Raw genomic sequence first — 24883 nt, forward strand, 5'->3', positions numbered from 1 at the left:
ACGCAGGGCGATGTCGCCTGCAACGGGAATGTCGGTATCAAGGGCACCGGTCACCTGCGATGTCCGCCCTCGAACAGGTCGACCAGACGCGACAGGTCCGCACTGCCATCGGTGACCGCGCCATACAATTGCACGCATAAGGCCGCCAGCGGCATCCGGGCCCCGGCATCCGCCCCCAACGCCATGGCCAGCCGCAAATCCTTCGCCATCAGGTCGATGGCACCCAGGCGCGGTTCATGCATCCGCTGCGCCATACGGGGACCGAATATCTGCAAGGGTTTGCTGTCGGCAAAGCCGCCGGCCAGCGCTGTGGGCAGTTGCGCGACGTCGATCCCCGCCGCCCTGCCGGTTTCCATGGCTTCCGCCAGGATCATCATGGTGCAGGCGACGATCAACTGATTGCAGAGCTTCACCTTCTGGCCGGCTCCGGCGCCACCGACGATGGTCCGGCGGCTGGCAAGCGCGTCCAGCAGCGGCGCGGCGGCGGCGATGTCACCGGGTTCCCCGCCGACAAAGATGGTGAGCCCGCCGGTCACCGCCGCTTGCGGGCCACCGGACACCGGCGCATCCACCCAGCCGACATCGCGGGCCGCCGCTTCCGCCGCGCGGGCCGCAGCCTGGGCGGGATCGCCCGTCGACAGGTCGACGATCACCCGCCGCCCCTTCACCGGCGCGGCGAAAAGCTGGCCCGCCACGTCGGCGACGGCATCATGCGAGGTCAGGCACAGGCCGACGATGTCGCATTCCGCCAACACCGCGCCCGGGCCGGGCATCAGCCGGGCACCACGGGCGACAAGGCCCGCCGCCTTGTCCGGGCTGCGGTTCCAGATCGCGAGGTCGCCATACACGTCCAGCAGCCGGCCCGCCATGGGCGCGCCGATATCGCCCAGTCCGATGAAGCCGATCATGGGTCCAGCGCCTCCAGCGCAACGCCGGAATGGGTCACGGCCCCCAGATGGGCCGACCCGACGACAGCGGCGTATTTCTCCAGCGCCCCGCCGTGACGGGAACCGGAACGGGCCGGCACAAGGCCCCGGCGCGCATCCAGTCCCGCGTCCGTCAGAGCGACGGACAGATGGCCGGCACCCGGCCGCGCATCGATACTGACGATGTCGCCGTCGCGGATCAGGGCCAGCGGACCGCCCACCGCCGCCTCCGGACAGACATGCCCGATGCACAGGCCGCGCGTGGCGCCGGAGAAGCGGCCATCGGTGATCAGCGCCACCTTCTCCCCATTGCCCTGGCCATAGATCAGGGCGGTGATGCCCAGCATCTCCCGCATGCCGGGACCGCCCTTGGGCCCCTCATGGCGGATGATGATGACGTCGCCGGGCGCATAGGCCCCGGCCCGCACCGCCACCAGGCAATCCTCCTCGCAATCAAACACGCGGGCCGGCCCCTGGAATTCCAGCCGGCGCAATCCCGCCACCTTCAGGATGGCGCCGTCGGGCGCCAGATTGCCGCGCAGCATGGTCACACCACCGGTCGGCGCCAGGGGGTGGGCGGCATCGCGCACCACCTGCCCGTCGGGCGGGGCGGCATCCGCCAGCTCGTCGGCCAGCGACCGGCCGGTCACCGTCAGGCAGTCGCCATGCAGATAGCCGCCCTCCAGCAGGGCACGCAGGATGACGGGGGCGCCCCCCACCTCGAACACATCCCGCGCGAGATAGCGGCCACCCGGCTTCAGGTCGGCCAGCAGCGGGGTGCGGGCCAGCACCGCCGCCACATCCTCCATGGAAAAGCCGATGCCGGCCTCATGCGCGATGGCGGGCAGATGCAGGACGGAATTGGTCGACCCGCCCGTCGCCGCCACCAGGGCGGCGGCATTCTCCAGCGACTGTCGCGTCACCAGATCGCGCGGCAGCGGCCCGTTGCGCAGCACCGCCGCCATCAGCATCCGGCCGGCCCGCCGCGCCAGGGCGGCGCGGGCGGCATAGACGGCCGGCACCATGGACGATCCCAGCGGCGCCAAGCCCAGCGTCTCGCTGATCATGGCCATGGTGTTGGCTGTGTACTGGCCGGCACAGGCGCCGGCCGTGGGCACGCTGACCCGCGCCAGCCGGTCCAACTGGTCGGGCTGCGCGTCGGCGGCCAGCACCTTGCCGATCATCTCATACGTGTCGACGATGTTGACTTCGCGCCCATCCAGGCGGCCGGGCAAGGCGGCACCGCCATAGAGGAACACCGATGGCAGGTTGCAGCGGACCATGCCCATCATGATGCCGGGCATGTTCTTGTCGCAGCCGCCCAGGCCCAGCAGCCCGTCCCAGCGATGGGCCCGCGCCGTCGCCTCCACGCTGTCGGCGATCAGTTCGCGCGACAGCAGGGAGAAGCGCATGCCGGCATGGGCCACCGACAGCCCGTCGGACACCGACACGACCGGGCATTCATGCGGGGTGCCGCCGCCCGCCGAAATCCCGGTCTTGGCCTGCAGCGCCTGGTCGCGGATGGCCAGGTTGCAGGGGCTCATCTCCCCGCCGGTATGGACCACGCCGATATGCGGCTTGGCGATATCCTCGTCATCCTGGCCCAGGGCATAAAGGAAGGCGCGGGTGGTGGTGCGGACCACGCCTTCATAGATCTTGGCCGACCGCCATTGCCGGGTCATGCCGCCTCCCGCGCGCTGAAATCCGGGTAGCGGCCCAGGGTCAGCGTGACCATCGCGGCGAACAGCAGGCCCACCGCACACCAGTTCAGCCCGACCCCGAAACTGCCCAGCGTGTCATAGGAATGGCCCAGCAGGGCCGGCCCGCCGCCCGCCCCGATGGCGAAGACCCCGAACATCACGCCATACATCCGGCCATAGCTGCGCATGCCGATATAGCGGGCGACCAGGAAGGCCAGCAGGTCGTATTCAAGGCCCGCCGCCAGGCTCAGCATCAAGACGGCGGCCAGGGCCACGGGGAAACCGGCATCCGGCGATGACAGCAGGTGACAGCCGGCCGCGGCCGCCACCATCAGGATGGCGCCGACGACAGGCGCGAAGAACCGGTCGATCAGCCAGCCGCCGACCAGCCGCCCCGCCACCATGCCGACGCCGATCAGTGCGGTCAGCAGCACGACCTCCCCCTGGGTAAGGGCGAGCTTGGTCAGGATCTTCTCCATGTTGGGGATCGGCGCGCCATTGGCCACGGCGATCGGCCCGAACATGATGATCAGCGTCCAGAAACTGCGCGAGCGCAGCGCCTCCCCCACCGTCAGGCCCGTCTTGGGCGGCGTGGGGCGGGCCTCATCCGCCGCCACCGTCCCGCGCCCGCCGGGCAGGCCCCAGCTGGCCAGAGGGGCGGCGACCAGGATGGGCAGCGACCCGAGCACCAGCACCGCCACCTGCCATCCATATTCGGCCACCAGCAGGTTTGCCGCCGGCTTGATGATGATGGTCGACAGGCCCGAGCCTGCCAGGGCGATACCCAGCGCCGTGCCGCGGCGATGCACGAAGGTGGTGTTGATGGCATGGGTGAAGGAGATGACGGTGGCGCCGATGCCCAGCACGGCGATGGCCAGCCAGGTGGCATAATAACGCCCCAGCGAACCATCCCCCAGCGCCAGCGTCATGTAGCTGAAGCCCAGCAGCACCAGCGACACGGTGGCAATCCGCCTTGGGCCGAACCGGTCCAGCGCACTGCCGATGAACGGTCCCAGCAGCAGGACGACGACGGAGACCAGGAACAGCCCGCCCATGATCTGGCTGAATTCCCAGTTGAACTGCTTCTCGAAGATCGGCGCCAGGATGCCGATGGAAAAGAACGGCAGCGATGTCATGGAAAGACCGCTGCCGATCAAGGCTGCAAGCAATACACGCCAATTGCCGGTGAGTTCCCGGTTGGATCCGGAACCATTCGCGTTCATGGAACTGCCTTCCTGATTTTTATGGGATGGGTGGAGCCGCCGCCGGAGCGGCGGCCGGTTACCAGGTCTTGGACAATTGCACCGCGATCTGCCGGGGCGCGCCGGCGATGCCCGCCGGCACCAGGCCGTTGGCGCCCACGGTGATCAGATAGTGCTTGTTGGTGACGTTCTTGGCGACCAGTTGCACGCCCCACCCGCCCTCGTCGGTATTGAAGCCGGTGGACAGGTTCACCAGCCCATAGGGCGACTGGCTGGCGATCTTCGCGTTCGAGGCATCGAAATAGGCACGCGATTGCCAGAAATATTCACCCCGCACGAACACTCGCCCGGCATCGATATCGAAATCATACTGGGCGAAGGTGGTCAGTGCGGTGGAGGGGGCGGCGTTCAGGCGGTTGCCGCTGGCATTGAAGGAGAAGACCGGATCATCCTCGTCCCCCGCATTGAAGAAGCGCGGATCATCCTGCACGAATTCCACCAGCGCGTCGGGCACGCTGGAAACCGGGAAGGACCGGTACTTCGCCCGCAGCAGCGCCAGATTGCCGCCCACCATCAGGCCGGAGGTTGGCTTGGCCGTCACTTCCAGCTCCAGCCCCCTGACGCGGGCGGTGGCGGCGTTGGCGGTGTTGATGACGCCCGGCGCCACCAGCGACTGCACCTGCAGGCCCTTGTAATCATAGGTGAAGGCCGAGCTGTTGATGCGCAGGCGGCGGTTCAGGAACTCGCTCTTGATCCCCGCCTCGTACGCCCACAGCGCCTCCGGCCCATAGACGGCGGTGGGCGCGGTCAGGCCGCCGAAACTGGTGCCGCCGCTCTTGTAACCGCGCGTGGCCGAAGCATAGAGCATCACATCGTCGGTGACGCGGTAATCGGCACCGAACTTCGGCGTCCAGGCCTTGTAGGTATCGTCGGTGGAAAAGATGCGCGGGAAGCTGGGCACCGACTGGCCGATCAGCGGTCCGCCCAGGAAGCGGGCGGTGACCAGCTGGTCCAGTTCCTTCCTGTCGCTGGTATAGCGGATCCCGGCGGTCAGGCTCAGCTGGCCCAGCTTCAGATTGCCCTGGACGAAGGCGGCGCGCGATGTGGCGTGACTGTCGGGATCGGCCTGACGCACGGCGAAACCGGGCTCCGTGATCTGGTTCACGCTGACATCATGTTCCTTGAAATAATACAGCCCGGCGACAGCATCGAGTATATCGCTGTTATAGTTCAGGTTGAATTCCTGGCTGAACTGCTTGGCATTGTCCCGGCTGAAATAGACGATGGCGTTCAGTTCGGACCCATCGACATCGTTGGTGTAACGCTCGCGCCCATGGCGGTAGGCGGTCAGCGATTTCAGCGTGAAACCGTCGGTCAGGTCGATATTGGCTTCCTGCGAGATGCCGGAGAAGCGCTTGGTGCCGGCCTGCGGAATGTTCAGCGCCACCGCCCGGTAATTACCGATATTGGCATTGGCCAGCGGGGCGCCGGGGATCGGGGCCAGCGTATGCTGGAAGCCGCCGATATGTTCATCGACCTTGCTGTAATCGGCTCGCGTGATCAGTTCCACGCCCTCCACGGGCGTTAGGCGCAGTTGCCCGCGCAACCCGCCGCGGTTGGCGTTGCCGGTGCCATGCACGCCGGGCACCTTGTTGTCGAAATAGTCGTTGTGGCGGATATAGTTGCCGGTCAGACTGACCTGCACCTTGTCCTCCACGATGGGGCCGCTGACATAGGCCTGGGTCTGCAACAGGCCATGCGTGCCGCCCGTGACCTGCACCTTGGCCGCCAGCTCGTCACCGGGTTTGCGGGAGATGATGTTGATCGTGCCGCCCACGGCGTTGCGGCCATAGAGCGTGCCCTGCGGCCCGCGCAGCACCTCGATCCGCTCCACATCGATGAAATCGGTGAACAGGGCATAGGCGCGGGCCAGATAGACGCCGTCCACCTGCACCGTCACGTCGGGGTCGGAACCGTTGAACACATTGTTGGTGCCGATGCCGCGGATATAGATCTGCGGTGCGGTGGTGGTCTGCGTCACCGTCAGGCCGGGCGTAAGGGCCACCAGATCCTTGACATTGTTGGTCAGCGACGCGTTCAGCTGGTCGGCGGAAAACACGCTGAGCGCCAGCGGCGTCTTCTGCGCCACCGTCTGGCCCAGGCGCGTCGCGGTGACCACGATCTCCTCCAGCGCCAGATCGTCGGCCGCGTTCTGGGCCCATGAGGGCTGCGTCAGGGCCAGCAAAGATATCCCACTCAAGGCGAACCAAGTGCGCTTGTTCATGAAAACCCCCTGTTGTCAGACTGAACGGTCAGTCTGTTTTTCTGTTGATGCTGCTTGCTTGGGCATCGATGTGCGTGGGCTATGCCGCCGGCATCATCCCGCCATCGATGACGTAATCGCCGCCGGTGACCATCGACGCGCGGTTGGAAACCAGGAACAAGATCAGGTCGGCGACATCCGCCGGCATGGCCGGCCGTCCGATGGGAATGCCGCCGATCATCGCGCAGAACCTTTCGCGCGCCTGGGCGTAGGAAATGCCGTCGGCCTGGGCCATCGCGGTGATGAAGGCGACCGCCGGATCGCTTTCCACCAGCCCCGGCGACACCCGCACCACCCGCACGCCATGCGGCGCCACCTCGTTCGACAGGCCCTTGCTGTAATTGGACAGGGCCGCCTTGGCCGCGGCATAGGCGGGCGATCCCGGCAGCGGCTGGCGAGCCTGGGTGGAGGTGACATGGACCACCACGCCCGATCCTTGCGCCACCATCGCCGGCACCAGCCCGCGATCGATACGGACGGCAGGATAAAGGTTGGCCGCCAGATCCCGTTCCCAGGCCCCGTCATCGAACGACGCGAAGCCGCCGCGCGGGTTGGTCGATCCGCCCATGACATGGACGATGATATCGACCCCGCCCAGCACCCTCCCCGCTTCCGCGATCACGGCATCGCATCCCGCCGCCGTTGTCAGATCGGCGGCGATGAAGCCGATATCGCCACCCCAGCCTTCGGGGCGGGTGCGTGACGCAACCAGGACCCGGGCGCCGTTGCGGGCCAGCAGGCCGGCGGTTTCGGCGCCGATGCCGCGGGAGCCACCGGTGACCAGCGCCCTTTTGCCTTCCAGGCCGAGGTCGCGCATCACGGCTTCTCCAGCGCGGCGATGACGGCGATCTCCACGCACAGGCCCGGCAGCGCCAGTTGCGCACCGACCGTGGCACGGGCCGGCGCGGCCCCCTCGGGCAGCCAGGCGGCCCACACCGCGTTCATCTCGGGAAACCGGGCGATGTCGGTCAGCCAGATGCTGGCATTCAGCAGGGAGCGCTTGCTGCTACCGGCCTTTTTCAGGATCGCGTCGATCTTCGACAGGACGATGCGTGTCTGGTCGGCCAGGCTCGCCTCCGGGTTCTCCAATGCCACCTGGCCGGCGACATAGACGGTATCGCCATGGATGACGGCCATGCTCATCAGGCTATTGGTATCGATGCGGTGGATCGGCATTTCAGGCTCCTTTGTTGGCGTGATTTCACAAATCCAGCACCAGCACGGGCGTGGATGGGCGCGCGATGCAGATCAGTGCGGCCTCCTCCACCATCGCGGTGGCCTTGCCGTCGATGATCTTCGTCCGGCAGGTCTGGCAGGCGCCGGCGCGGCAGTCGAACGCGGCTTCCACGCCCGCCTGTTCGGCCAGTTCCAGCAGGCTCAGCTCGCTGTCGGCCGACCAGCGGGCGGCCTTGCCGCTGTGGGCGAAGCGCACGTCCGCGACCTCCAGGTCGGTTTCGACAGCGTCCGGGGCGGAGAAAAGTTCGAAATGGATGCGGTTGGCGTTGCCGCCGCGCGCCACCAGTTCCTGTTTCAGCGACTGGCAGAAATCCGCCGGGCCGCAGAGATAGAACTCCCCCTCGAACCAGGGCATCTTGACGATCTTGCCGTGCAGGTCGATCTGCTGACCGTCCATACGGTCAATGATCTGGTCGGCGGTGATGCGCGAGGGCGGGCAACCGGGCTCCCGGCTGAAGCAATAATGCACGGTGACGCCCGGCACCGACGCCGCCAGCCCGTCGATCTCGCCCCGCAACGCCGCCTCCTGCGCGGTGCGGGCACCATAGAAAAGCTGGGCCGGCGCCGGATTGCTGCGCGTGACATGGGCCCGCAGCATGGCATAGAGCGGGGTGATGCCGATCCCGGCGGCGACCAGGGCGATGGGACGGATGCTGCCCATGTCCAGCACGAAACTGCCGGCCGGGGCGCGTAGATCAACCGTGTCGCCGACCTTGGCCGCATGCAGGAAATTCGACCCCGGCCCCTGCTGGCGCTTGACGGTCAGGCGGTAGCTTTCGGGCGCCTCGACAAAGTCGGACAGGCTCCAGCTGCGCGTCACCGCTTCCGCACCCATGCGGACCGTGACGAACTGGCCGGGCACGGGCTGGGCGATCTTGCCACCATCGACGGGACGCAGGTGGAAGGAGCGGATTTCCGGCGCCTCCTCCTCCCGGATATCATCCAGGACGAACGGCCGCCACCCCCGCCAGCCCCCGCCCGCTGTCGCCGCGGCCCGTTCGGCCGCCTCCAGCTTCGCACCCAGCAGCAGCCGTGCCGTGGGGCTCAGCCCCGCGAAACCCAGCACCCGCCGCAACGGCTCCAGCGGCGGGATGTCGCGGTGATGGATGTAGCGGCACAGTTCGGCCAGCGTCGGCATCTCCGGATCGCTCCGGGTCCGGACCAGGGCATCGCCCTGCCGCACGCGGCCGGTGGCAATGATGCCCAGATAGGCACCCACCCGCTTGGACAGGGAGAAGCTTTGCAGGAAGGTCATCGGCTGGCTCACCCGCCAGGCCAGCTTGGCGCAGGCCGTGCGCGCGCCGGTGACGAACAGCCGGACCTCGTCACCCAGGGTGAATTCGTCGCCGACCCTGATCTCCTCCTCATCCAGACTGTCGAAGGTCAGGTTCTCGCCGAAAAACCCGTCGGGCCAGGCGTCGCGGTCGGTCTGCAGATGATCGGCCCAATACCGGTAGCCGGCATGGCTGAACGCGTAGAGCTTGTCGGGATGGACGGCGCGTTCATCGCCCACCGCCCCATTCTCATCGATGATCCAGGGGCCGGTGATGGGCGTCTTGACGTGACCGGTCGGGACAGGCTGCCCGCCGATATCGAACGTCCTGACCTTGCCGGCGGAGAAGTTCAGCAGCTTCATGGGCGTTCTCCCGGAACGGGCCTTCGTTCAGCTGTCTTTCCCGATGGAGCCGACCTGGTGCATGTCGTAGATCTGCCAGTGGCTGCCATTGTGGCGCCAGGCGCTGACATAGAGGACGGTATTGCCGCTGACATAGCCGCCCAGCTGCTCCCCCGTCGGCATGCCCTCCCCGATCTCAGCACCCGCCGCGAAGGCCTCGCGCAGATAGCGCACGACGCTGCGCACCTGGACGATGTCGCCGAAACGGTAGGGATCGACATGGATCCAGGTCGCCTCCATCTCGTCGATGGCATTGTCCAGAGCGATCAGCCGATCCTTGTCCAGCGACAGCGACGGCAGGGGGTGCGAGCTGCCGCGGAAATCATCGGCGATATGGCGCGCGTACCAGCCCTGGTCCTTGGTCTGGATGGCGATGGTCCAGCTGTCCAGCAGCGCCTGGAACGTGTCCTTCAGGTTCTCTTCGGCCATGTCGTCTGTTCCTTGATGTTCAGCCGCGCGCGAAGATGGAGCGCGGGATCGCCAGCGAGGCGAGTGCATAGGGGGGATTGACCATCACGCTGAGCCGCAGGTCGCCGGCGACGCTGATGGCGCAATAGGCCTGCTCGGGCGTCAGGTCGTAATCCTTGGCCAGGATGCGGATCATCTCGCGGGTGGCATTGCGCGCGGCCAGGGTGGCGTCGTTGACATGCACCGCCCCGTCGCCGGCCACCGACCGGCCGGTGGTGGCGAAATAACCTTGAATCTCATCCTGGGCATGCAGGTGCGGCGCCAGATAGGATGGCGCGGTCTGCCCCCGGTCGCGCGCCGCCCCCTTCAGCAATTCGAAGCGCGCGGTCAGGGTCGCGGCGATCTCGATGGCGGTGCCGCAGCTTTCCCCGTCACCCTGCGCGTAATGCCCGTCACCGGTGGAGAACAGGGCACCCGGCACATCGACCGGCAGATAGAGCGTCGATCCGGCCGAAAGCTGGCGGATATCGATATTGCCGCCCGTATCCTGCGGCGCGATGGTTCGCCAGCCCTCGGCCGCCACCGCCGCCAGCGACGGCACCGCCTCGTTGGCCAGGGGGGAGAAGACCATCGCCCCGTTGCGGGCGGCACGGGCTTCCGCCTGGTTGACGCGGCGCAAACGCTCCAGCGACGGGGCCAGCCCCATCACCCCCATGAAGGGCGCGCCCTTGATGCGGATACCGGGCAGCTGGGGCGAGGTGGCGTAGCCGTCCTCACACTGCCAATGCACCAGGAACGGCCCGGTGACATCCTCGGGCAGCAGGCCCAGGCCGGGCAGGATGGCGCTGAACCCGTAGGATGCGGGCACCACCTTCTCCACATGGATGGCCAGCAGGTCGCCGGGCACGGCGCCCTCGACATGGATCGGGCCGGTCAGCGTGTGGCACCGGTCCATGCTGAGGTCGGCCAGATCGCCGTTGACCATGCCGGGGCGAATCTGGCCATCGGCGCAGTCGCGCGCCTGGATTTCCACACTATCGCCACTGGCGATGCGCAGCGCGGGCGCGATATCCGGATGCCAGCGATTATGCGAACAGCGCGGATCGCCGCAGATGGAGCGGGCATGATCGACCCGCAGGCAATGCGTCGCCATCGGTCCGGTTCCTTTCAGCGCATGGGGGAGAAGCTGGCGGGCAGCAGCAGCTTGCTTTCCTGGGTGACGATGATCGGCGTCACCGCCGCCACGAATTCCAGCCATTGCGGGTCGGCGAACAGGCGGGTACGGCATTCCAGCCGCTGTTCGAAACTGTCATAGCCCCACAGATGCACCACCTGGTTCAGCACCCCGATCTCGGTGGTGAAATAACCCAGCATGCGCGGCAGGATGCGCAGCTGCGTCTCCTTGCCCAGCCGCTCATATTCCCTGAGCCAGATCGACGCGCCGCCGACCTGCAACGTGTAGGTTCGTTGTTCGACCAGCATGTCATTCTCCCTGGCGGGCATGCCGCGCGCCGTCGGTCAGCATCCAGCGGCTGAAGCGGGCATATTCGCGGGCAAATTCCTGGGCATCACGGGCCTGCTCCACGGCATGGGCCAGGGCATGCACGTGGCGGTAATGCGGCATGCGGTTGCCCTCATAGGCCTTCAGCGCATCCGCCACCCTGTCGTGGGCGCGCAGGCGGTCGATCAGCACCCGCACATCCTCCACCCCCAGCGTCCCGCCGGCGGAAATGTGCGGCGACAGCCCATGCGCGGCATCGCCGATCAGGGTGACACGGGCGCCACTCCAGCGCGGCAGTTCCGGCACATACATGATCTGGTTGTGCAGGATCTGGCTGTCCGGCGTGCGCTCGATCAGCCGGTTCAGCGGGTCGCCCCAGCCATTGTCGTTCATGAACGAAGCACGGCGCAGCGCCTCCCGCTTGTGCGTGTCCACGGGGGCCGCACTGTCGAACTGGTTGACCATCCAGACCGTCTTGCCGCCATAGGTCGGCGTGTAGCCGCCGCGGGTGCGGTGATGGCCCACGGTCAGGACGCTGCCTTCGGCCGGCTCGTCACCCGTCTCCACGATGCCGCGCCAGACATGATGGCCGACATGGTCGCGGGCGGGATATCCCGGCACCAGCTGCTCACGCACCATCGAATAGACGCCGTCGGCCCCGATCAGCAGGTCGGCCCGATCCGTACGGCCATCGCCGAACCGCACGGTGACCCCGTCCGCATCCTCCTCGAAACCGATGACGCGGGCATCCAGGGCGATGTTGTCGGCACCGATGGCATCGGCCAGGGTGCGGTTCAGTTCCGGGCGCGGCACCAGCAGGAAACGATGCTCGGCCGGCCCGTAACCGGGGGCGCGGAAACGGTTGCCCGACGCGTCATAGAACCAGGTCTCGATGGGCGCGCCGATCGACCGGACGGCGTCACCGACGCCGAATTCGGCGAACACATCCAGCGCGTTTTCCCAAAGCCCGATGGCGGCACCGGCGGCGCGGATCTCCGTCGCCTGCTCACAGACGACCACATCGGCACCCATGGATTTGAGCGCCAGACCGGTCGTCAATCCCACGATTCCGCCGCCTGCGATGATGGCCCGCATGTCGTTCTCCCCGATTTTTCTGTGCTCGGGAAAGAAGTTACGAGTATTTGCTCACAGTTCCTACTCGCATGGGATCGCCCATCTTTTGCCGGCTAAACCATTCCATTTGCTGTGAATTTCGGCAGTGCTGATGGCCATCCGTGCCGGTTGCTCACAATGCGGCGGGCACAGCGCTTGACCAGCCTCCCCGATCACGAATACGAGTGAAAGCTCACGAACAGCGAACGTCCGCCCACATGCCGCCCAAGAAGCCCCTGAGTGCCCGCAAGCAGCCCTCGCAGCGCCGGTCCTCGGCCACCGTCGATGTGATTTTGGAGGCCGCGGCCCGGATTTTGGAAATGGGCGGTCTCCCCGCCTACAACACCAACGACATCGCGACGGTCGCGGGCGTCAGCATCGGATCGCTCTACCAGTATTTTCCCAACAAGGAGGCGATCACCAGTGCGCTGATCCTGCGCGACATGCAGGCGCTGCTGGCGGCGACGGCAACGCTTGCCAGTATGCCGCCCGGTCCGGCACGGGTGACGGCACTGATCGCCATCGCCGCCAGCCATCAGCTGCAGCGCCCTTCCCTGGCCCGTATCCTGGACCGGGAGGAGGAACGGTTGCCGATGGAGGGCGAGCTGGCCGATGTGCGCGACAAGCTGATGAAAGTGGTGCGTTTCTGCATGACATCCATGCCATCACCGGGCCCGCACACGGCGGAGGATGTTGTGGCCATCATCAAAAGCCTGGTCGATGCCGCATCCAGGCGGAATGAGCGGGATCAGGCCGCCTTGGTCGGGCGGGTGAACAGGGCAGTGTTCGGGTATCTGGGTACGGTGGGAGGGTTGGGCGCCTAGGGTCTGGGCTGTGAGGGTTACAGCAAACTCTACCGTCACCCCGGCGAAGGCCGGGGCCCAAGTGACAAGCGCTTCGCTCTACGATATGGGCCCCGGCCTTCGCCGGGGTGACGGTAGTGAGAGTGGCAACGATGGTGCCCAGAGGGTTGGCCAGGAAAGCAGATGCCTCAAACCGCGTTCATCGTCAGCAAATCATAGGTGGCGACCAGTTCGCCCGCCTGGTTGGTGACGGCCACGTTCCAGCGCACTTCCCCCATCTCCGGGGTCTTGGCGGTCTTCTCCTTCGCCGTCAGGGCCGCCTGGATGCTGTCGCCAGGCTTCACCGGCTTGATGAAGCGCAGGCCTTCCAGCCCGTAATTGGCCAGCACCGGGCCGGGGGCGGGATCGACGAACAGGCCGGCGGCAAAGGACAGGATCAGATAGCCATGGGCCACGCGCCCGCCGAAGATCGGGCTGGCCCTGGCCGCCTCCTCATCCATATGGGCATAGAAGGTGTCACCGGTGAAGTGGGCGAAATGCTCGATATCCTCCAGCGTGATGGTGCGGGCCGCCGTCACCTTGGTATAGCCGATGGAAAGTTCGCCAAAGCGCAGGCGGAAGGGATGCACCTCCCCCTCTTGCCGGCTGGCCCCAGTCAGCCAAGTGCCGGTGACGACCGACAGCATGTCGGGGGAGCCCTGCAGGGCCGTGCGCTGCATGTAATGCTTCACGCCGCGGATGCCGCCCATCTCCTCCCCGCCGCCGGCACGGCCGGGGCCACCATGCACCAGCACCGGCAGGGGCGAGCCATGGCCAGTGCTTTCCCTGGCGCAATCGCGGTTCAGGATATGGATGCGGCCATGGAACGACCCCAGACCGAGCAGCAGCTCCGTCGCCACGGAAGGATCATGGGTGACGATGGACAGGGCCAGCGACCCCTTGCCGCGATTGGCCAGGGCCGCCGCATGCGCCAGGTCGCGATAGGGCATCAGCGTCGCCACTGGCCCGAACGCCTCCACCTCATGCAGCAGTTCCGCCTTGTCCGGATCGTCGGTGCGCAACAGCACGGGCGCGATGAAGGCGCCGCGTTCATCGGCTCCCGCAACCGGCCCGCCATCGCCATGGACGATGCGTGCCTCCTGCGACAGCAGTGCGATCTTCGCCCGCACATCGGCCAGTTGCGTCGTGCCGACCAGGGCACCCATCGTCACACTCTCGCTCGCCGGATCGCCCACCACCACCTTGGACAGGGCGGTTTTCAGTGCCGCCTGCACCTCATCGATCAGCGACGCGGGCACCAGGGCGCGGCGGATGGCGGTGCATTTCTGCCCGGCCTTCACCGTCATCTCCCGCACAACCTCCTTCACGAACAGCGCGAATTCCGGGCTGTCCGGGGTGGCATCGGGGCCCAGGATGGCGGCGTTCAAACTGTCGCGCTCCGCCACGAAACGCACGCCCTCGCGTGCGATGGCGGGATGGTTCTGCAATTTGGCGGCGGTCTGGGCCGACCCGGTGAAGGACACCACGTCCTGGCCGGTCAGATGCTCGAACAGGTCGCCCGTGGCGCCCACGATCAGTTGCAGGGCGCCGGGCGGCAGCAGGCCCGTATCGATCATGATGCGGAACGCCGCCTTGGTAACGTACGCCGTGGCCGTACCCGGCTTCACGATGGCCGGCACGCCGGCCAGCAGCGTCGGCGCCAGCTTTTCCAGCATGCCCCAGACGGGGAAGTTGAAGGCGTTGATATGCACGGCCGCGCCCTGCAACGGCGTATAGACATGCTGGCCGATGAAGCCACCACGCTTGGACAGCACCTCCGTATCGCCATCGATCAGCAGGCGGGCATTGGGCAGCTCCCGCCGCCCCTTGGAGGCATAGGCGAACAGCGTGCCGGCCCCGCCCTCGATATCGATCCAGTTGTCGGTGCGCGTGGCGCCGGTATGGACGGCCAGCGCGTACAGTTCCTCCTTGCGGGCCGTGATGGCCTCGGCCAGCCCCTTCAACAGACGGGCGCGCTCATGGAAGGTCATGGCGCGCAGGGCCGGGCCGCCGACCACACGCGCATGGCGCAACATGGCGGCGAAGTCCAGCCCCTGGCTGCTGGTTTCTGCCACGATGCTCCCGTCCAGGGCGGACGGGATGGCCACCAGCCCGGTATCGGCCTGCACCCACCGGTCCAACGCGTAATTGTTCAAAATCGGCATATTTCAATCCTCCCAGATACTTATCGTCCCGTGAAACGCGGCTGGCGCTTCTCCAGGAAGGCGGCCACGCCCTCCCGGTAATCGTCGGTACGGCCCAGCGCCCGCTGGTGGTCGCGTTCGGCATCCAACTGCTGGTCCAGGGGCACGGACCAGCCGGCGCGGATCGCCTGTTTGATGCGGGCCAGCCCTTGCGTGGGGGCCTGGGCCATGCGGGCCGCCAGTACATCAACCGTGGCCGTCAGGTCGGCATCGTCGGCCACGTCCCAGATCAGGCCCCACTCCCTGGCCTGTTCGGCCGGCAGCGGCATGCCCGTCAGCGCCAGGCCCAGGGCGCGGGCGTGACCGACATGGCGCGGCAGGGTCCAGGTGCCGCCACTGTCGGGCACCAGGCCGATATTGGCGAAGGGCTGGATGAACTTGGCCGACCGCGCCGCGATGACGATGTCGCAGGCCAGGGCCACATTGGCCCCCGCCCCGGCGGCAACACCATTGACGGCGCAGATCACCGGCAGCGGCAGCGCCGTCAGGCGGCGGACCAGGGGGTTGTAGCGGTTCTCCAGCGACAGTCCCAGATCCACACCATCGCCCCCCGGCGACACGGCGCGATCCGACAGGTCCTGGCCGGCGCAGAAGCCGCGCCCCGCCCCGGTCAGCACCAGCACGCGGGCCGCTCCCGGCTTCTCCACCTCGGTCAGCGCCTCGGCCACTTCCGCATGCATCTGCACCGTGAAGCTGTTCAGCCGGTCGGGGCGGTTCAGCGTCAGCCGTGCCACGCCGTCTTGGACATCGAACAGGATGGTCTCGAACATGGGCATGGCCCTCCACTGGCGACGGTCGTCCCGTCGGAATAATTAATAGAATGACTGGTCGGTCTATTATTGACAAGCCCTAATTCCCCGGCTTAGCTATCCCCCATGCGAACCATTCCAGGAACAGAGGCGCCCGTGGGCGTCGTCGGTGCCGGTGCCATGGGTGCCGGCATCGCAGAGGTCGCGGCGGCCGCCGGCCACCGCGTGGTGGTGCTTGACGTCGGTGCGGCGGCGCTGGACAGGGGGCGCAGCATTGTCGATGCCTCGCTGGCCGGCCGGGTGAAACGCGGCGCGCTGGCACAAACGGATGCGGACGCCATCCGCGCCCGCCTGTCCTTCACTGAAGACATCACCGACCTCGGCCCCTGCGCCCTGGTGGTGGAGGCGATCGTGGAACAGACGGCGGCCAAGGCCAGCCTGTTCGCCCGGCTGGAGCGCGTGCTGGCGCCGGATGCCATCATCGCGTCCAACACGTCATCCCTGCCCATCTCCGGCCTGGCCACCAGCCTGAAACGGCCGGAACGGTTCGTGGGCCTGCATTTCTTCAACCCCGCCCCGGTGATGAAGCTGGTGGAGGTGGTGACCATCCGCGACAACCCGGCCGGTCTCGCCCCGATGCTGGTCGATCTGATGCGCCGCTGGGGCAAGGTACCGGTGCTGGCCGCCGATGTGCCGGGCTTCATCGTCAACCGCGTGGCAAGGCCCTATTATGCCGAGGGGTTCCTGGCCCTGGGTGAGGGGCTGGACGCCGCCTCCATCGACCATGCGCTGAAGGCAGCCGGCGGTTTCCGCATGGGGCCGCTGGAACTGGCCGACCTGATCGGCCATGACGTCAATTACGCCGTCGCCAGTTCCGTTTACGGCGCCTATGCCGGCAGGACCCGCTTCCGCCCGCAGGCCGCACAGAAGGCGCTGGTCGAGGCCGGCCATCTGGGCCGCAAGACCGGCCGGGGGGTGTTCGTGACCGGGGAAAAGCCGGTCGTGCCTTTGGAACCGTCCGCCGCCGCCCCTGCCCGCGTGTGCTTTGGCGAGGGGCTGGTATCGCTGTGTGCGAACGCGGCGGGTGACGCCACCCTGTCCGCCAATGCCATCCTGATCGACGGCATCCTGCTGCGCCTGGGTGATGGCCGCACGGCCGCTTCACTGGCGGCGGAGGATGGCCGGACCCGGATCATGCTGGACATGGCGCGCGACTTCACCACGGCTCCGACCCTGGTGGCCAGCCTGGCCGACCCGCAGGATCGGGCGGCGCGCGCCGCTTTCGCCGGCTTCGCCCAATCCCTGGGCAAGGGCGCCCTGCTGCTGCCCGACCGGCCGGGCGGGCTGGTCCTGCGCACCCTGGCGCAGCTGGCCAATTGCGCCGCCGATGCCGCCCATGAAAGGGTCGCCGACGCCGCCGGCATCGACGCCGCCATGATCCACGGCGCCAACCATCCGCAGGGCCCCCTGGCCTGGGTAGCGCAAGCCGGCGCGGCCCATGTCCGTAAGGTCTTGCGGAACCTGGCCGAGGCCACCGGCGACGCCCTGTACCTGCCCAGCGACGGTTTCAATTTTGCCGACGAAGACGGAGAGAAATGACCATGGCCGACGCCTTCATCTGTGACGGCTTGCGCACGCCCATCGGCCGCTATGCCGGGGTGTTGTCGCCCGTGCGCGCCGACGATCTGGCCGCCATTCCCATCAAGGCCTTGCTGGAACGGCTTCCCGCCCTGGCCAGCGCCCGGTTCGACGACGTGATCCTGGGCTGCGCCAACCAGGCCGGGGAGGATAACCGCAACGTGGCCCGCATGGCGGCACTGCTGGCCGGGCTGGGGGCGCAGGCGCCGGGCACCACAATCAACCGCCTCTGCGGTTCCGGGCTGGACGCCGTGGGCATGGCCGCCCGCGCCATCAAGGCCGGGGAGGCCCATTTGATCCTGGCCGGCGGGGTGGAGGGCATGAGCCGCGCCCCCTTCGTCCAGGGCAAGGCCGAGAGCGCCTTTTCGCGCGAGGCGCGGATCTTCGACACCACCATCGGCTGGCGCTTCGTCAACCCGCTTATGCACAAGGGTTTCGGCACTGACAGCATGCCGGAGACGGCGGAGAATGTGGCCGATGATTTCGCCATCTCGCGTGCCGATCAGGACGCCTTTGCGGTCCGTAGTCAGGCCCGCGCGGCGGCGGCCCAGGCCAATGGCCGTCTGGCCGCCGAGATCACGCCCGTCACGATCGCCCAGCGCAAGGGGGCACCCCTGGTGGTGGACAAGGATGAACATCCCCGCGCCACCAGCCTGGAGACGCTGGCTGGGCTGAAACCCATCGTGCGGCCCGGCGGCACGGTGACAGCCGGCAACGCGTCGGGCGTCAATGACGGGGCGGCGGCCGTGATCGTCGCCTCCGCGGCGGCCGTCGAACGGTACGGGCTGATCCCCCGCGCCCGCGTGCTGGGCATGGCCACGGCCGGCGTGCCGCCGCGCATCATGGGCATCGGCCCGGCACCGGCCACGCTGATCCTGCTGGAACGGCTGGGCCTGTCCATTGCCGACATCGACGTGGTGGAGTTGAACGAGGCGTTCGCGGCGCAGGGGCTGGCCGTGCTGCGCCAGTTGGGCCTGTCCGACGATGCGCCCCACGTGAACCCCAATGGCGGCGCCATCGCGCTGGGTCATCCGCTGGGCATGTCGGGCACGCGGCTGGTGATCACGGCGACGGAGGAGCTGCTGCGCCGGGGCGCACGCCGTGCGCTGTGCACCATGTGCATCGGGGTCGGACAGGGCATCGCCCTGGCTTTGGAACGGGTGTGACCATCCAATTTTGCTTCGCATAATTAATTGACCGTCTGGTCGGTCTATTATAATCTACCCAAACGAACCAGGAAGAGGTCCCGATGTATACGACCGAGTTCCAGAAGCAGGCCGCCGTGACCAGCGTCGAACCGGCCGATCTGCTGGCCGCGTTCGAGGCGCGGGTGGCGGATGACGCGTTCATCGAGCCCAAGGACTGGATGCCCGAGGCTTATCGCCGGACCCTGATCCGCCAGATGTCGCAGCATGCGCATTCCGAAGTGGTGGGCATGCTGCCGGAGGGCAACTGGATCACCCGCGCCCCCTCGCTGCGGCGCAAGGCCGTGCTGCTGGCCAAGGTGCAGGATGAGGGCGGGCACGCGCTCTATCTCTATTCCGCGACGGAAACGCTGGGGGCCGCGCGCGACGACCTGATAGACGCGCTGCATACCGGCCGGGCCAAATATTCCACCATCTTCAACTATCCGACCCTGACCTGGGCCGATATCGGTGCCATCGGCTGGCTGGTGGATGGGGCGGCGATCATGAACCAGGTGCCCTTGCAGCGCACTTCATACGGCCCCTATGCCCGCGCCATGGTGCGCATCTGCAAGGAAGAGAGCTTCCACCAGCGCCAGGGCTACGAGATCATGATGGCGCTGGCCGCCGGTACGGCCGCGCAGAAACGCATGGCCCAGGACGCGCTGAACCGCTGGTGGTGGCCGTCGCTGATGATGTTCGGCCCGCCCGACGACAATTCACCCAATTCGGCCCAGTCCATGCGCTGGCGCATCAAGCGCGACACCAACGACCAGCTGCGCCAGAAATTCTTCGATATCACGGTTCCGCAAGCCGAAGCGATCGGCCTGTCCGTCCCCGACCCCGACGTGAAATGGAACGAAGCGCGCGGCCAGTACGATTTCGGCCCCGTCGACTGGGAGGAATTCTATGCCGTGGTGCGCGGCGAAGGCCCGGCGGCGCGCGAGCGCCTGATGGCCCGCCGCAAGGCCTGGGACGATGGCGCTTGGGTCCGCGATGCCGCCACCGCCCATGCCAGGAAGCAGCGGGACAGACAGGCGGCGTGATCGCAGGTCAGAACTTATGACCGTGGTTGTTACAGGCCGGCGACCGCCGGCCCGGCGCCCATGCGCCGTGAGCCAAGCCGCCGGATGGCGGCGCCCGGCGCTTGAGGGAACAAAAAAGGAATAAACCATGTCCCAGCAATGGCCCCTGTGGGAAGTATTCATCCGGTCGAAGAACGGCCTGTCGCACCGGCATGTCGGCTCCGTCCACGCCGCCGACCCGGACATGGCCATCCGCCATGCCCGCGATACCTATACAAGGCGGATGGAGGGGGTGAGCCTGTGGGTGGTGCCGTCGGCCGCCATCACCGCGTCCGACCCGGCCCAGTCCGGCCCGCTGTTCGACCCGGCCGCCGACAAGGTCTATCGCCACCCGACCTTCTATCAGGTGCCCGACCACATCAAGCATATCTGAGGGCCGCCCCCATGTCCGACACAGCCTATTTCGACTATCTCCTGCGCCTGGGCGATGACAGCCTGGTGCTGGGCCAGCGGCTTGGCGAATGGTGCGGGCACGCGCCGACGCTGGAGATCGACCTGTCGCTGGCCAATATCGCGCTGGACCTGATCGGGCAGGCGACATATCTGCTGGGCCATGCCGGCGCGGTGGAGAAGGCCGGCCGCGACGCCGACAATCTCGCCTTCCATCGCGACGCGCTGGATTTCCGCAACTGCCTGCTGGTCGAACAGCCCAATGGCGATTTCGCCCAGACCATCGCGCGGCAGTTCCTGTTCTCCACATACCAGCGCCTGCTGCTGGAAAAGCTGGCCGCCTCACCCGATACGCAGCTGGCCGCCATCGCCGCCAAGGCGGTGAAGGAGGTCGCATATCATGCCGACCTGGCCGCCGGCTGGGTGGTGCGTCTGGGTGACGGGACGGAGGAGAGCCGGTGCCGCATGATCGAGGGGCTGGAATGGATGGCCCGCTTCAAAGATGAGCTGTTCGTGATGGACGCGCTGGAAATCGGCCTGTCGGCACGCGGCATCGCGGTGGACAAGGCGGCATTGCGCCCCGCCTTCGATGCCGCCATCGCCACGACCCTGGCCGAGGCCACGCTGCCGCCGCTCCCGGCCCACCGTCCCGTCCTGGGCGGGCGCACCGGTCATCACAGCGAGCATCTGGGCCATCTGCTGGCACCCATGCAATATCTCCAGCGGGCCTATCCCGACGCGGTCTGGTGATGCCATGAAGGGCCCCGTTGACGCTGCCCGCGTGATGGAAGTGCTGTCCACGGTGCCCGACCCGGAGATCCCGGCCGTGTCCATCGTCGATCTGGGCATCGTGCGCGGGGTGGATGCGGGTCGTGCCGCCGTGCTGCTGACCCCCACCTACACGGGCTGCCCCGCCACGCTGGCCATCGAGATGGCGGTGCGGCGCACCCTGGCCGACCATGGGCTGGGCCATCTGGATGTCGAGACCGTGCTGTCGCCGCCCTGGACCACCGACTGGATCAGTGCCGATGGGCGGGAAAAGCTGCGGGCCTATGGCATCGCGCCGCCGCCACCCGGTGCCGCATCCGCCAGCCTGCGCGGTGGGGCCCTGCCCACCCAATGCCCGCGCTGCGGGTCCACGCGCACGGATGAGATCAGCCGCTTCGGGTCCACCCCCTGCAAGGCGCTGTGGCGCTGCCAGGACTGTCTGGAACCGTTCGACCGTTTCAAATGCCATTGAAGGACAATCAACCCATGTCCACCGGCTTCCACCCCCTGACCATCGCCGAAATCCGCCGGGAAACCGCCGATGCCATCTCCATCCGCTTCGACGTGCCCGACGCGCTGAAGCCGGTCTTCGCCTTCAAGCCGGGCCAGCATTTGACGCTGCGCGCCGACCTGGACGGGCAGGATGTGCGCCGCAACTATTCCCTCTGCGTCGCCCCGCAGGAAGGCGAGTTGCGGGTGGCCATCAAGCGTGTGGCCGGCGGCCTGTTCTCCAGCTTCGCCAACCAGGGGCTGGCGCCCGGCATGGTGATGCAGGTGATGGCGCCGCATGGTGCCTTCACCTGGGCCTTTGATGCCGATGCTTCCAACCATTATGTCGGTTTCGCCGGCGGGTCGGGCATCACGCCCGTGCTGTCGCTGCTGAAATCCGCCCTGCTGGCCGAACCCAACAGCCGCTTCACCCTGCTCTATGGCAACCGCGACAGCGCCTCCATCATCTTCCTGGAGGAACTGGCGGCACTGAAGGACCGGTTCATGCAACGCCTCTCCATCCTGCATTTCCTGGAGGATGAAGAAGAGGAGGTGGCGCTGTTCAACGGCCGCCTGGACCGGGCCAAATGCGCGGAGCTGCTGGAACGACGGGTCATCCCGGCCGCCGACATCGCCGCCTTCTTCATCTGCGGCCCCGGCCCGATGATGGATGCGGTGGAACACAGCCTGCTGGAGAGCGGCGTGGCGCGGGACAAGGTGCTGCTGGAACGCTTCACCATCGACCGGCCCGACGCGGCACAGGCCGCGGCATCGGCCGCGCGGGCGGAAGCGGCGGCAGGCGCCAAGGTGGTGCTGGTCCTGGACGGACGGCGCCGGTCGATCAGCTTCGATCCCGCCCTGGGCAATATCCTGGAGAATGCGCGGGCCGCCGGCCTGCCCGCCCCCTATGCCTGCAAGGCCGGGGTCTGCGCCACCTGCCGGGCCAAACTGGTCAGCGGCACGGTGGAGATGGGGGCCAATTACGGGCTGACGGCGGCGGAGGTGGCGGCCGGCTATATCCTGACCTGCCAGTCGGTGCCGGTGGGGACGGATGTGGTGGTGGATTATGACGGCTAAGTCCCCCCACCTGCTGATCGAAACACCGTCGGACGGCGTGCGCCTGCTGCGCCTGAACCGGCCCGACCGGCGCAATGCCCTGGCCACGCCGCTGCTGTCGGCCATCGCCAGGGCATTGGACGCCGCCACCGGCGATCCCGGCATCCGCGTGGTGGTGATCACCGGCGATGCCAAGGTGTTCGCCGCCGGGGCGGATATCCGCGAACTGGCGGCCTCCACCCCCGACGATCCACCGCACGGCCCCCGTCAGGCGGCGTGGGAGACCATCCGCGACTTTCCCAAGCCGCTGGTCGCCGCCGTGGAGGGCTGGTGCCTGGGGGCCGGGTGCGAGTTGCTGATGTGCTGCGACCTGTCGGTGGCCGGGGCGGGTGCCACGTTCGGGCAGCCGGAAAGCAGCCTGGGCATCATGCCCGGTGCCGGCGGCACCGCCACCCTGCCCCGCCTGGTGGGCCGTACCCTGGCCATGCGCATGGTTTTGACGGGGGAAGCCATCGACGCCGGACACGCCGTCGCCGCCGGGCTGGTGGGGGAGATGGTACAAGCCGGTCAGGCGCTGGACCGTGCCCTGGAGCTGGCGAACATGATCGCCGGCCGCGCCCCCCTGGCCCTGACGGCCGCCAAGGCCAGCGTCAGAGCGGCGTTCGAACTGCCGCATGGCGACCATCTGCTGCATGAACGCCGCCGCTTCCTGGCCCTGCTGGGTACGGCGGACAGGCAGGAGGGTGTTGCCGCCTTCCTGGAAAAACGCCCACCCCATTGGCAAGGACGATAGGAGAGAACGCCCATGAAGAAGCTGATCGCACTCTACCGCAAGCCCGACGATGTCGAGGCTTTCCTGAAGCATTACAACGATGTGCACCTGCCGCTGGTGGAGAAGGTGCCGGGCCTGCTGCGCACATTGGTCAACCGCGTCACCGCCGCGCCGATGGGCGGGGAGCCGGCCTTCTTCATGATCGTGGAGATGCAATATGCGGACACGGCCAGCTTCGACGCCGCCATGAAATCCCCGGAAAACCGCGCCGCCGGCAAGGACCTGATGGGGTTCGCCCGTGACCTGGTCACGCTGGTGGTGGCGGACGGGGACTGATTTACCCCCGCGCCTTGTCCAGCGGCACATGATCGCCCCCCAGGCGGGGGCGGTCCTTCTCCATTTCGGGCAGCGGCGGCACCTCCGCCAATGTCGCCAGGCAGCGGCGGGTCAGGTCGTGATATTCGGCCGTGCCGCGGATTTTCCAGTCGATCTCCTGCGGCGACAGCTCCCGGATGACGCGGGCCGGCGTGCCGGCGACCAGCATGCGCGGCGGCACCTGCATCCCGGCCTTCACGAACGACATGGCGGCCACCAAGGCGTCGGCCCCCACCACCGCATTGTCCATGACCACGGCATTCATGCCGACCAGGGCGTTGCGTCCGATGCGGCAGCCATGCAGCACGGCGCCATGGCCGATATGCCCGTCCTCCTCCACCACCGCATCGGCGCCGGGGAAGGAATGCATGACGCAATTATCCTGGACATTGGCCCCGCGCTCCACCACCAGCCGCCCGAAATCACCGCGCAGGCTGGCACCCGGGCCGATATAGCAGCCGGGGCCGATGATCACGTCGCCGATCAGCACGGCGGTGGGATGGACGAAGGCCGTGGGGTCGACCACCGGAACAAGCCCGTCGAAACGGTAGCAGGGCATGGGGTTTCCTTTTCCGTGTTTTTGGTTGAACGCCGGGGACTTATGGTCCATCACCGGCATCTGGATCGGGTTTCCGGGATCGGACGGGCATGGCACGCAAGCAGGCGGCGGATTACGAGCAGCGGCGCGAGGCGATCATCGACCGGGCGGCCGAGCTTTTCGCGGTCAAGGGGTTCCTGGGCTGTTCGGTGGCCGACCTGGCGGAGGCCTGCAACACCTCGAAGTCGCTGATATACCATTACTATCCGTCGAAGGAGGATATCCTTCACGCCGTGATGGCGTCGCATGTCGAGCAATTGTCCGCCGCCGCCGCGGAAGTGGCCGCCATGCCGCAGGGTCCCGCCACCCGCCTGCGGCATCTGTCGCGGCGCTTCATGCGGCTCTATGTCGGGGCCGCGTCGCGGCAGAAGGTGCTGCTGAACGACCTGGCCCACCTGCCCCCGGACCGGCGGGCGGAGATCGTGGCCGGCCAGCGCGCCCTGGTCACGCTGGTGGAGGCCATCCTGGCGGACCTGCATCCCGCCCTTGTCGGTGATGCCGCCCACCGGCGGACGGCCGCCATGCTGTTCTTCGGCATGATCAACTGGACCCATACCTGGATGAAGCCCGACGGCGCCCTGGGGGCGGATGAGATCGCCGACATGGCCACCGGCATGGTCCTGCAGGGTATCGGCGGGATCTGACCCCC

25 protein-coding genes are annotated in these 24883 nt (G+C 67.4%); 11 read left to right on the forward strand and 14 right to left on the reverse strand.

Features of this window, described 5'->3' with window-relative positions:
- Positions 1 to 50 precede the first annotated feature (50 nt).
- From ACM9HJ_RS03760 to ACM9HJ_RS03810, 11 genes are all read right to left on the reverse strand, one after another.
- On the reverse strand, positions 51 to 908 hold the full coding sequence (locus tag ACM9HJ_RS03760; RefSeq protein ID WP_416570345.1) for an NAD(P)-dependent oxidoreductase: 858 nt from the start codon (positions 906 to 908) through the stop codon (positions 51 to 53).
- Positions 905 to 2608 carry a dihydroxy-acid dehydratase gene (locus ACM9HJ_RS03765; RefSeq protein WP_416570346.1) on the reverse strand — a complete coding sequence of 568 codons (1704 nt, stop codon included), beginning with the start codon at positions 2606 to 2608 and terminating at the stop codon, positions 905 to 907. The genes ACM9HJ_RS03760 and ACM9HJ_RS03765 overlap by 4 nt, the downstream gene beginning before the upstream one ends.
- Positions 2605 to 3762: an MFS transporter gene (locus ACM9HJ_RS03770; protein ID WP_416570347.1), complete on the reverse strand. Its 1158-nt coding sequence runs from the start codon at positions 3760 to 3762 to the stop codon at positions 2605 to 2607. The genes ACM9HJ_RS03765 and ACM9HJ_RS03770 overlap by 4 nt, the downstream gene beginning before the upstream one ends.
- A gap of 145 nt (positions 3763 to 3907) precedes the next feature.
- A complete protein-coding gene (locus tag ACM9HJ_RS03775; protein ID WP_416570348.1) occupies positions 3908 to 6112 on the reverse strand; it encodes a TonB-dependent receptor in 2205 nt (734 codons plus the stop codon).
- Between the two features lie 79 nt (positions 6113 to 6191).
- A complete protein-coding gene (locus tag ACM9HJ_RS03780) occupies positions 6192 to 6968 on the reverse strand; it encodes an SDR family oxidoreductase (RefSeq protein ID WP_416570349.1) in 777 nt (258 codons plus the stop codon).
- Complete coding sequence (locus ACM9HJ_RS03785) at positions 6968 to 7327, reverse strand: RidA family protein (protein WP_416570350.1); 360 nt, start codon at positions 7325 to 7327, stop codon at positions 6968 to 6970. The genes ACM9HJ_RS03780 and ACM9HJ_RS03785 overlap by 1 nt, the downstream gene beginning before the upstream one ends.
- 25 nt (positions 7328 to 7352) lie before the next feature.
- Entirely contained in the window at positions 7353 to 9023 is a 1671-nt protein-coding gene (locus ACM9HJ_RS03790) for an MOSC domain-containing protein (protein WP_416570351.1), read from the reverse strand.
- A 27-nt stretch (positions 9024 to 9050) separates the two neighbouring features.
- The gene (locus tag ACM9HJ_RS03795; protein WP_416570352.1) at positions 9051 to 9491 is read right to left on the reverse strand and encodes a hypothetical protein; all 441 of its coding nucleotides are present in this window, start codon (positions 9489 to 9491) and stop codon (positions 9051 to 9053) included.
- Between the two features lie 19 nt (positions 9492 to 9510).
- The gene (locus tag ACM9HJ_RS03800) at positions 9511 to 10623 is read right to left on the reverse strand and encodes an acetamidase/formamidase family protein (protein ID WP_416570353.1); all 1113 of its coding nucleotides are present in this window, start codon (positions 10621 to 10623) and stop codon (positions 9511 to 9513) included.
- 14 nt (positions 10624 to 10637) lie between these two features.
- Positions 10638 to 10952, reverse strand: a complete 315-nt coding sequence (locus ACM9HJ_RS03805; protein WP_416570354.1) for an NIPSNAP family protein — start codon at positions 10950 to 10952, stop codon at positions 10638 to 10640.
- A 1-nt stretch (position 10953) separates the two neighbouring features.
- Positions 10954 to 12066 (reverse strand): FAD-dependent oxidoreductase, encoded by a 1113-nt coding sequence (locus tag ACM9HJ_RS03810; protein WP_416570355.1) that lies wholly within the window; start codon positions 12064 to 12066, stop codon positions 10954 to 10956.
- Between the two features lie 236 nt (positions 12067 to 12302).
- Here ACM9HJ_RS03810 and ACM9HJ_RS03815 point away from each other — a divergent pair, with 236 nt between their 5' ends.
- A complete protein-coding gene (locus ACM9HJ_RS03815) occupies positions 12303 to 12908 on the forward strand; it encodes a TetR/AcrR family transcriptional regulator (RefSeq protein WP_416570356.1) in 606 nt (201 codons plus the stop codon).
- A gap of 167 nt (positions 12909 to 13075) precedes the next feature.
- On the opposite strand, the gene paaZ is transcribed toward ACM9HJ_RS03815, so the two are convergent.
- Positions 13076 to 15091, reverse strand: coding sequence for a phenylacetic acid degradation bifunctional protein PaaZ (gene paaZ, locus ACM9HJ_RS03820; protein ID WP_416570357.1), 2016 nt, complete (start codon positions 15089 to 15091; stop codon positions 13076 to 13078).
- A gap of 20 nt (positions 15092 to 15111) precedes the next feature.
- Positions 15112 to 15906 (reverse strand): 2-(1,2-epoxy-1,2-dihydrophenyl)acetyl-CoA isomerase PaaG, encoded by a 795-nt coding sequence (paaG, locus tag ACM9HJ_RS03825; protein WP_416570358.1) that lies wholly within the window; start codon positions 15904 to 15906, stop codon positions 15112 to 15114.
- A 129-nt stretch (positions 15907 to 16035) separates the two neighbouring features.
- Here paaG and ACM9HJ_RS03830 point away from each other — a divergent pair, with 129 nt between their 5' ends.
- The 9 genes from ACM9HJ_RS03830 to ACM9HJ_RS03870 all read left to right on the forward strand — a co-directional run bounded on the left by ACM9HJ_RS03830 (position 16036) and on the right by ACM9HJ_RS03870 (position 23597).
- Positions 16036 to 17478 (forward strand): 3-hydroxyacyl-CoA dehydrogenase NAD-binding domain-containing protein, encoded by a 1443-nt coding sequence (locus tag ACM9HJ_RS03830; RefSeq protein ID WP_416570359.1) that lies wholly within the window; start codon positions 16036 to 16038, stop codon positions 17476 to 17478.
- Between the two features lie 2 nt (positions 17479 to 17480).
- Positions 17481 to 18683: a 3-oxoadipyl-CoA thiolase gene (gene pcaF / locus ACM9HJ_RS03835; protein WP_416570360.1), complete on the forward strand. Its 1203-nt coding sequence runs from the start codon at positions 17481 to 17483 to the stop codon at positions 18681 to 18683.
- A gap of 83 nt (positions 18684 to 18766) precedes the next feature.
- On the forward strand, positions 18767 to 19747 hold the full coding sequence (gene paaA / locus ACM9HJ_RS03840) for a 1,2-phenylacetyl-CoA epoxidase subunit PaaA (protein ID WP_416570361.1): 981 nt from the start codon (positions 18767 to 18769) through the stop codon (positions 19745 to 19747).
- A gap of 127 nt (positions 19748 to 19874) precedes the next feature.
- On the forward strand, positions 19875 to 20159 hold the full coding sequence (paaB, locus tag ACM9HJ_RS03845) for a 1,2-phenylacetyl-CoA epoxidase subunit PaaB (RefSeq protein WP_416570362.1): 285 nt from the start codon (positions 19875 to 19877) through the stop codon (positions 20157 to 20159).
- An 11-nt stretch (positions 20160 to 20170) separates the two neighbouring features.
- A complete protein-coding gene (gene paaC, locus ACM9HJ_RS03850) occupies positions 20171 to 20926 on the forward strand; it encodes a 1,2-phenylacetyl-CoA epoxidase subunit PaaC (RefSeq protein WP_416570363.1) in 756 nt (251 codons plus the stop codon).
- A gap of 4 nt (positions 20927 to 20930) precedes the next feature.
- Positions 20931 to 21416: a 1,2-phenylacetyl-CoA epoxidase subunit PaaD gene (gene paaD / locus ACM9HJ_RS03855; protein ID WP_416570364.1), complete on the forward strand. Its 486-nt coding sequence runs from the start codon at positions 20931 to 20933 to the stop codon at positions 21414 to 21416.
- A gap of 14 nt (positions 21417 to 21430) precedes the next feature.
- Complete coding sequence (locus tag ACM9HJ_RS03860; RefSeq protein ID WP_416570365.1) at positions 21431 to 22510, forward strand: 2Fe-2S iron-sulfur cluster-binding protein; 1080 nt, start codon at positions 21431 to 21433, stop codon at positions 22508 to 22510.
- On the forward strand, positions 22500 to 23282 hold the full coding sequence (locus ACM9HJ_RS03865; RefSeq protein WP_416570366.1) for an enoyl-CoA hydratase-related protein: 783 nt from the start codon (positions 22500 to 22502) through the stop codon (positions 23280 to 23282). The genes ACM9HJ_RS03860 and ACM9HJ_RS03865 overlap by 11 nt, the downstream gene beginning before the upstream one ends.
- Before the next feature lie 12 nt (positions 23283 to 23294).
- Entirely contained in the window at positions 23295 to 23597 is a 303-nt protein-coding gene (locus tag ACM9HJ_RS03870; protein ID WP_416570367.1) for an EthD family reductase, read from the forward strand.
- A 1-nt stretch (position 23598) separates the two neighbouring features.
- Here ACM9HJ_RS03870 and paaY read toward each other — a convergent pair whose 3' ends face one another.
- Complete coding sequence (gene paaY, locus ACM9HJ_RS03875; protein ID WP_416570368.1) at positions 23599 to 24195, reverse strand: phenylacetic acid degradation protein PaaY; 597 nt, start codon at positions 24193 to 24195, stop codon at positions 23599 to 23601.
- An 89-nt stretch (positions 24196 to 24284) separates the two neighbouring features.
- Between paaY and ACM9HJ_RS03880 the strand changes: the two genes are divergently transcribed.
- The gene (locus tag ACM9HJ_RS03880) at positions 24285 to 24878 is read left to right on the forward strand and encodes a TetR/AcrR family transcriptional regulator (RefSeq protein ID WP_416570369.1); all 594 of its coding nucleotides are present in this window, start codon (positions 24285 to 24287) and stop codon (positions 24876 to 24878) included.
- Positions 24879 to 24883: the final 5 nt, after the last annotated feature.

It is taken from the genome of Niveispirillum sp. KHB5.9, assembly GCF_048066115.1.
Classification (GTDB): domain Bacteria; phylum Pseudomonadota; class Alphaproteobacteria; order Azospirillales; family Azospirillaceae; genus Niveispirillum.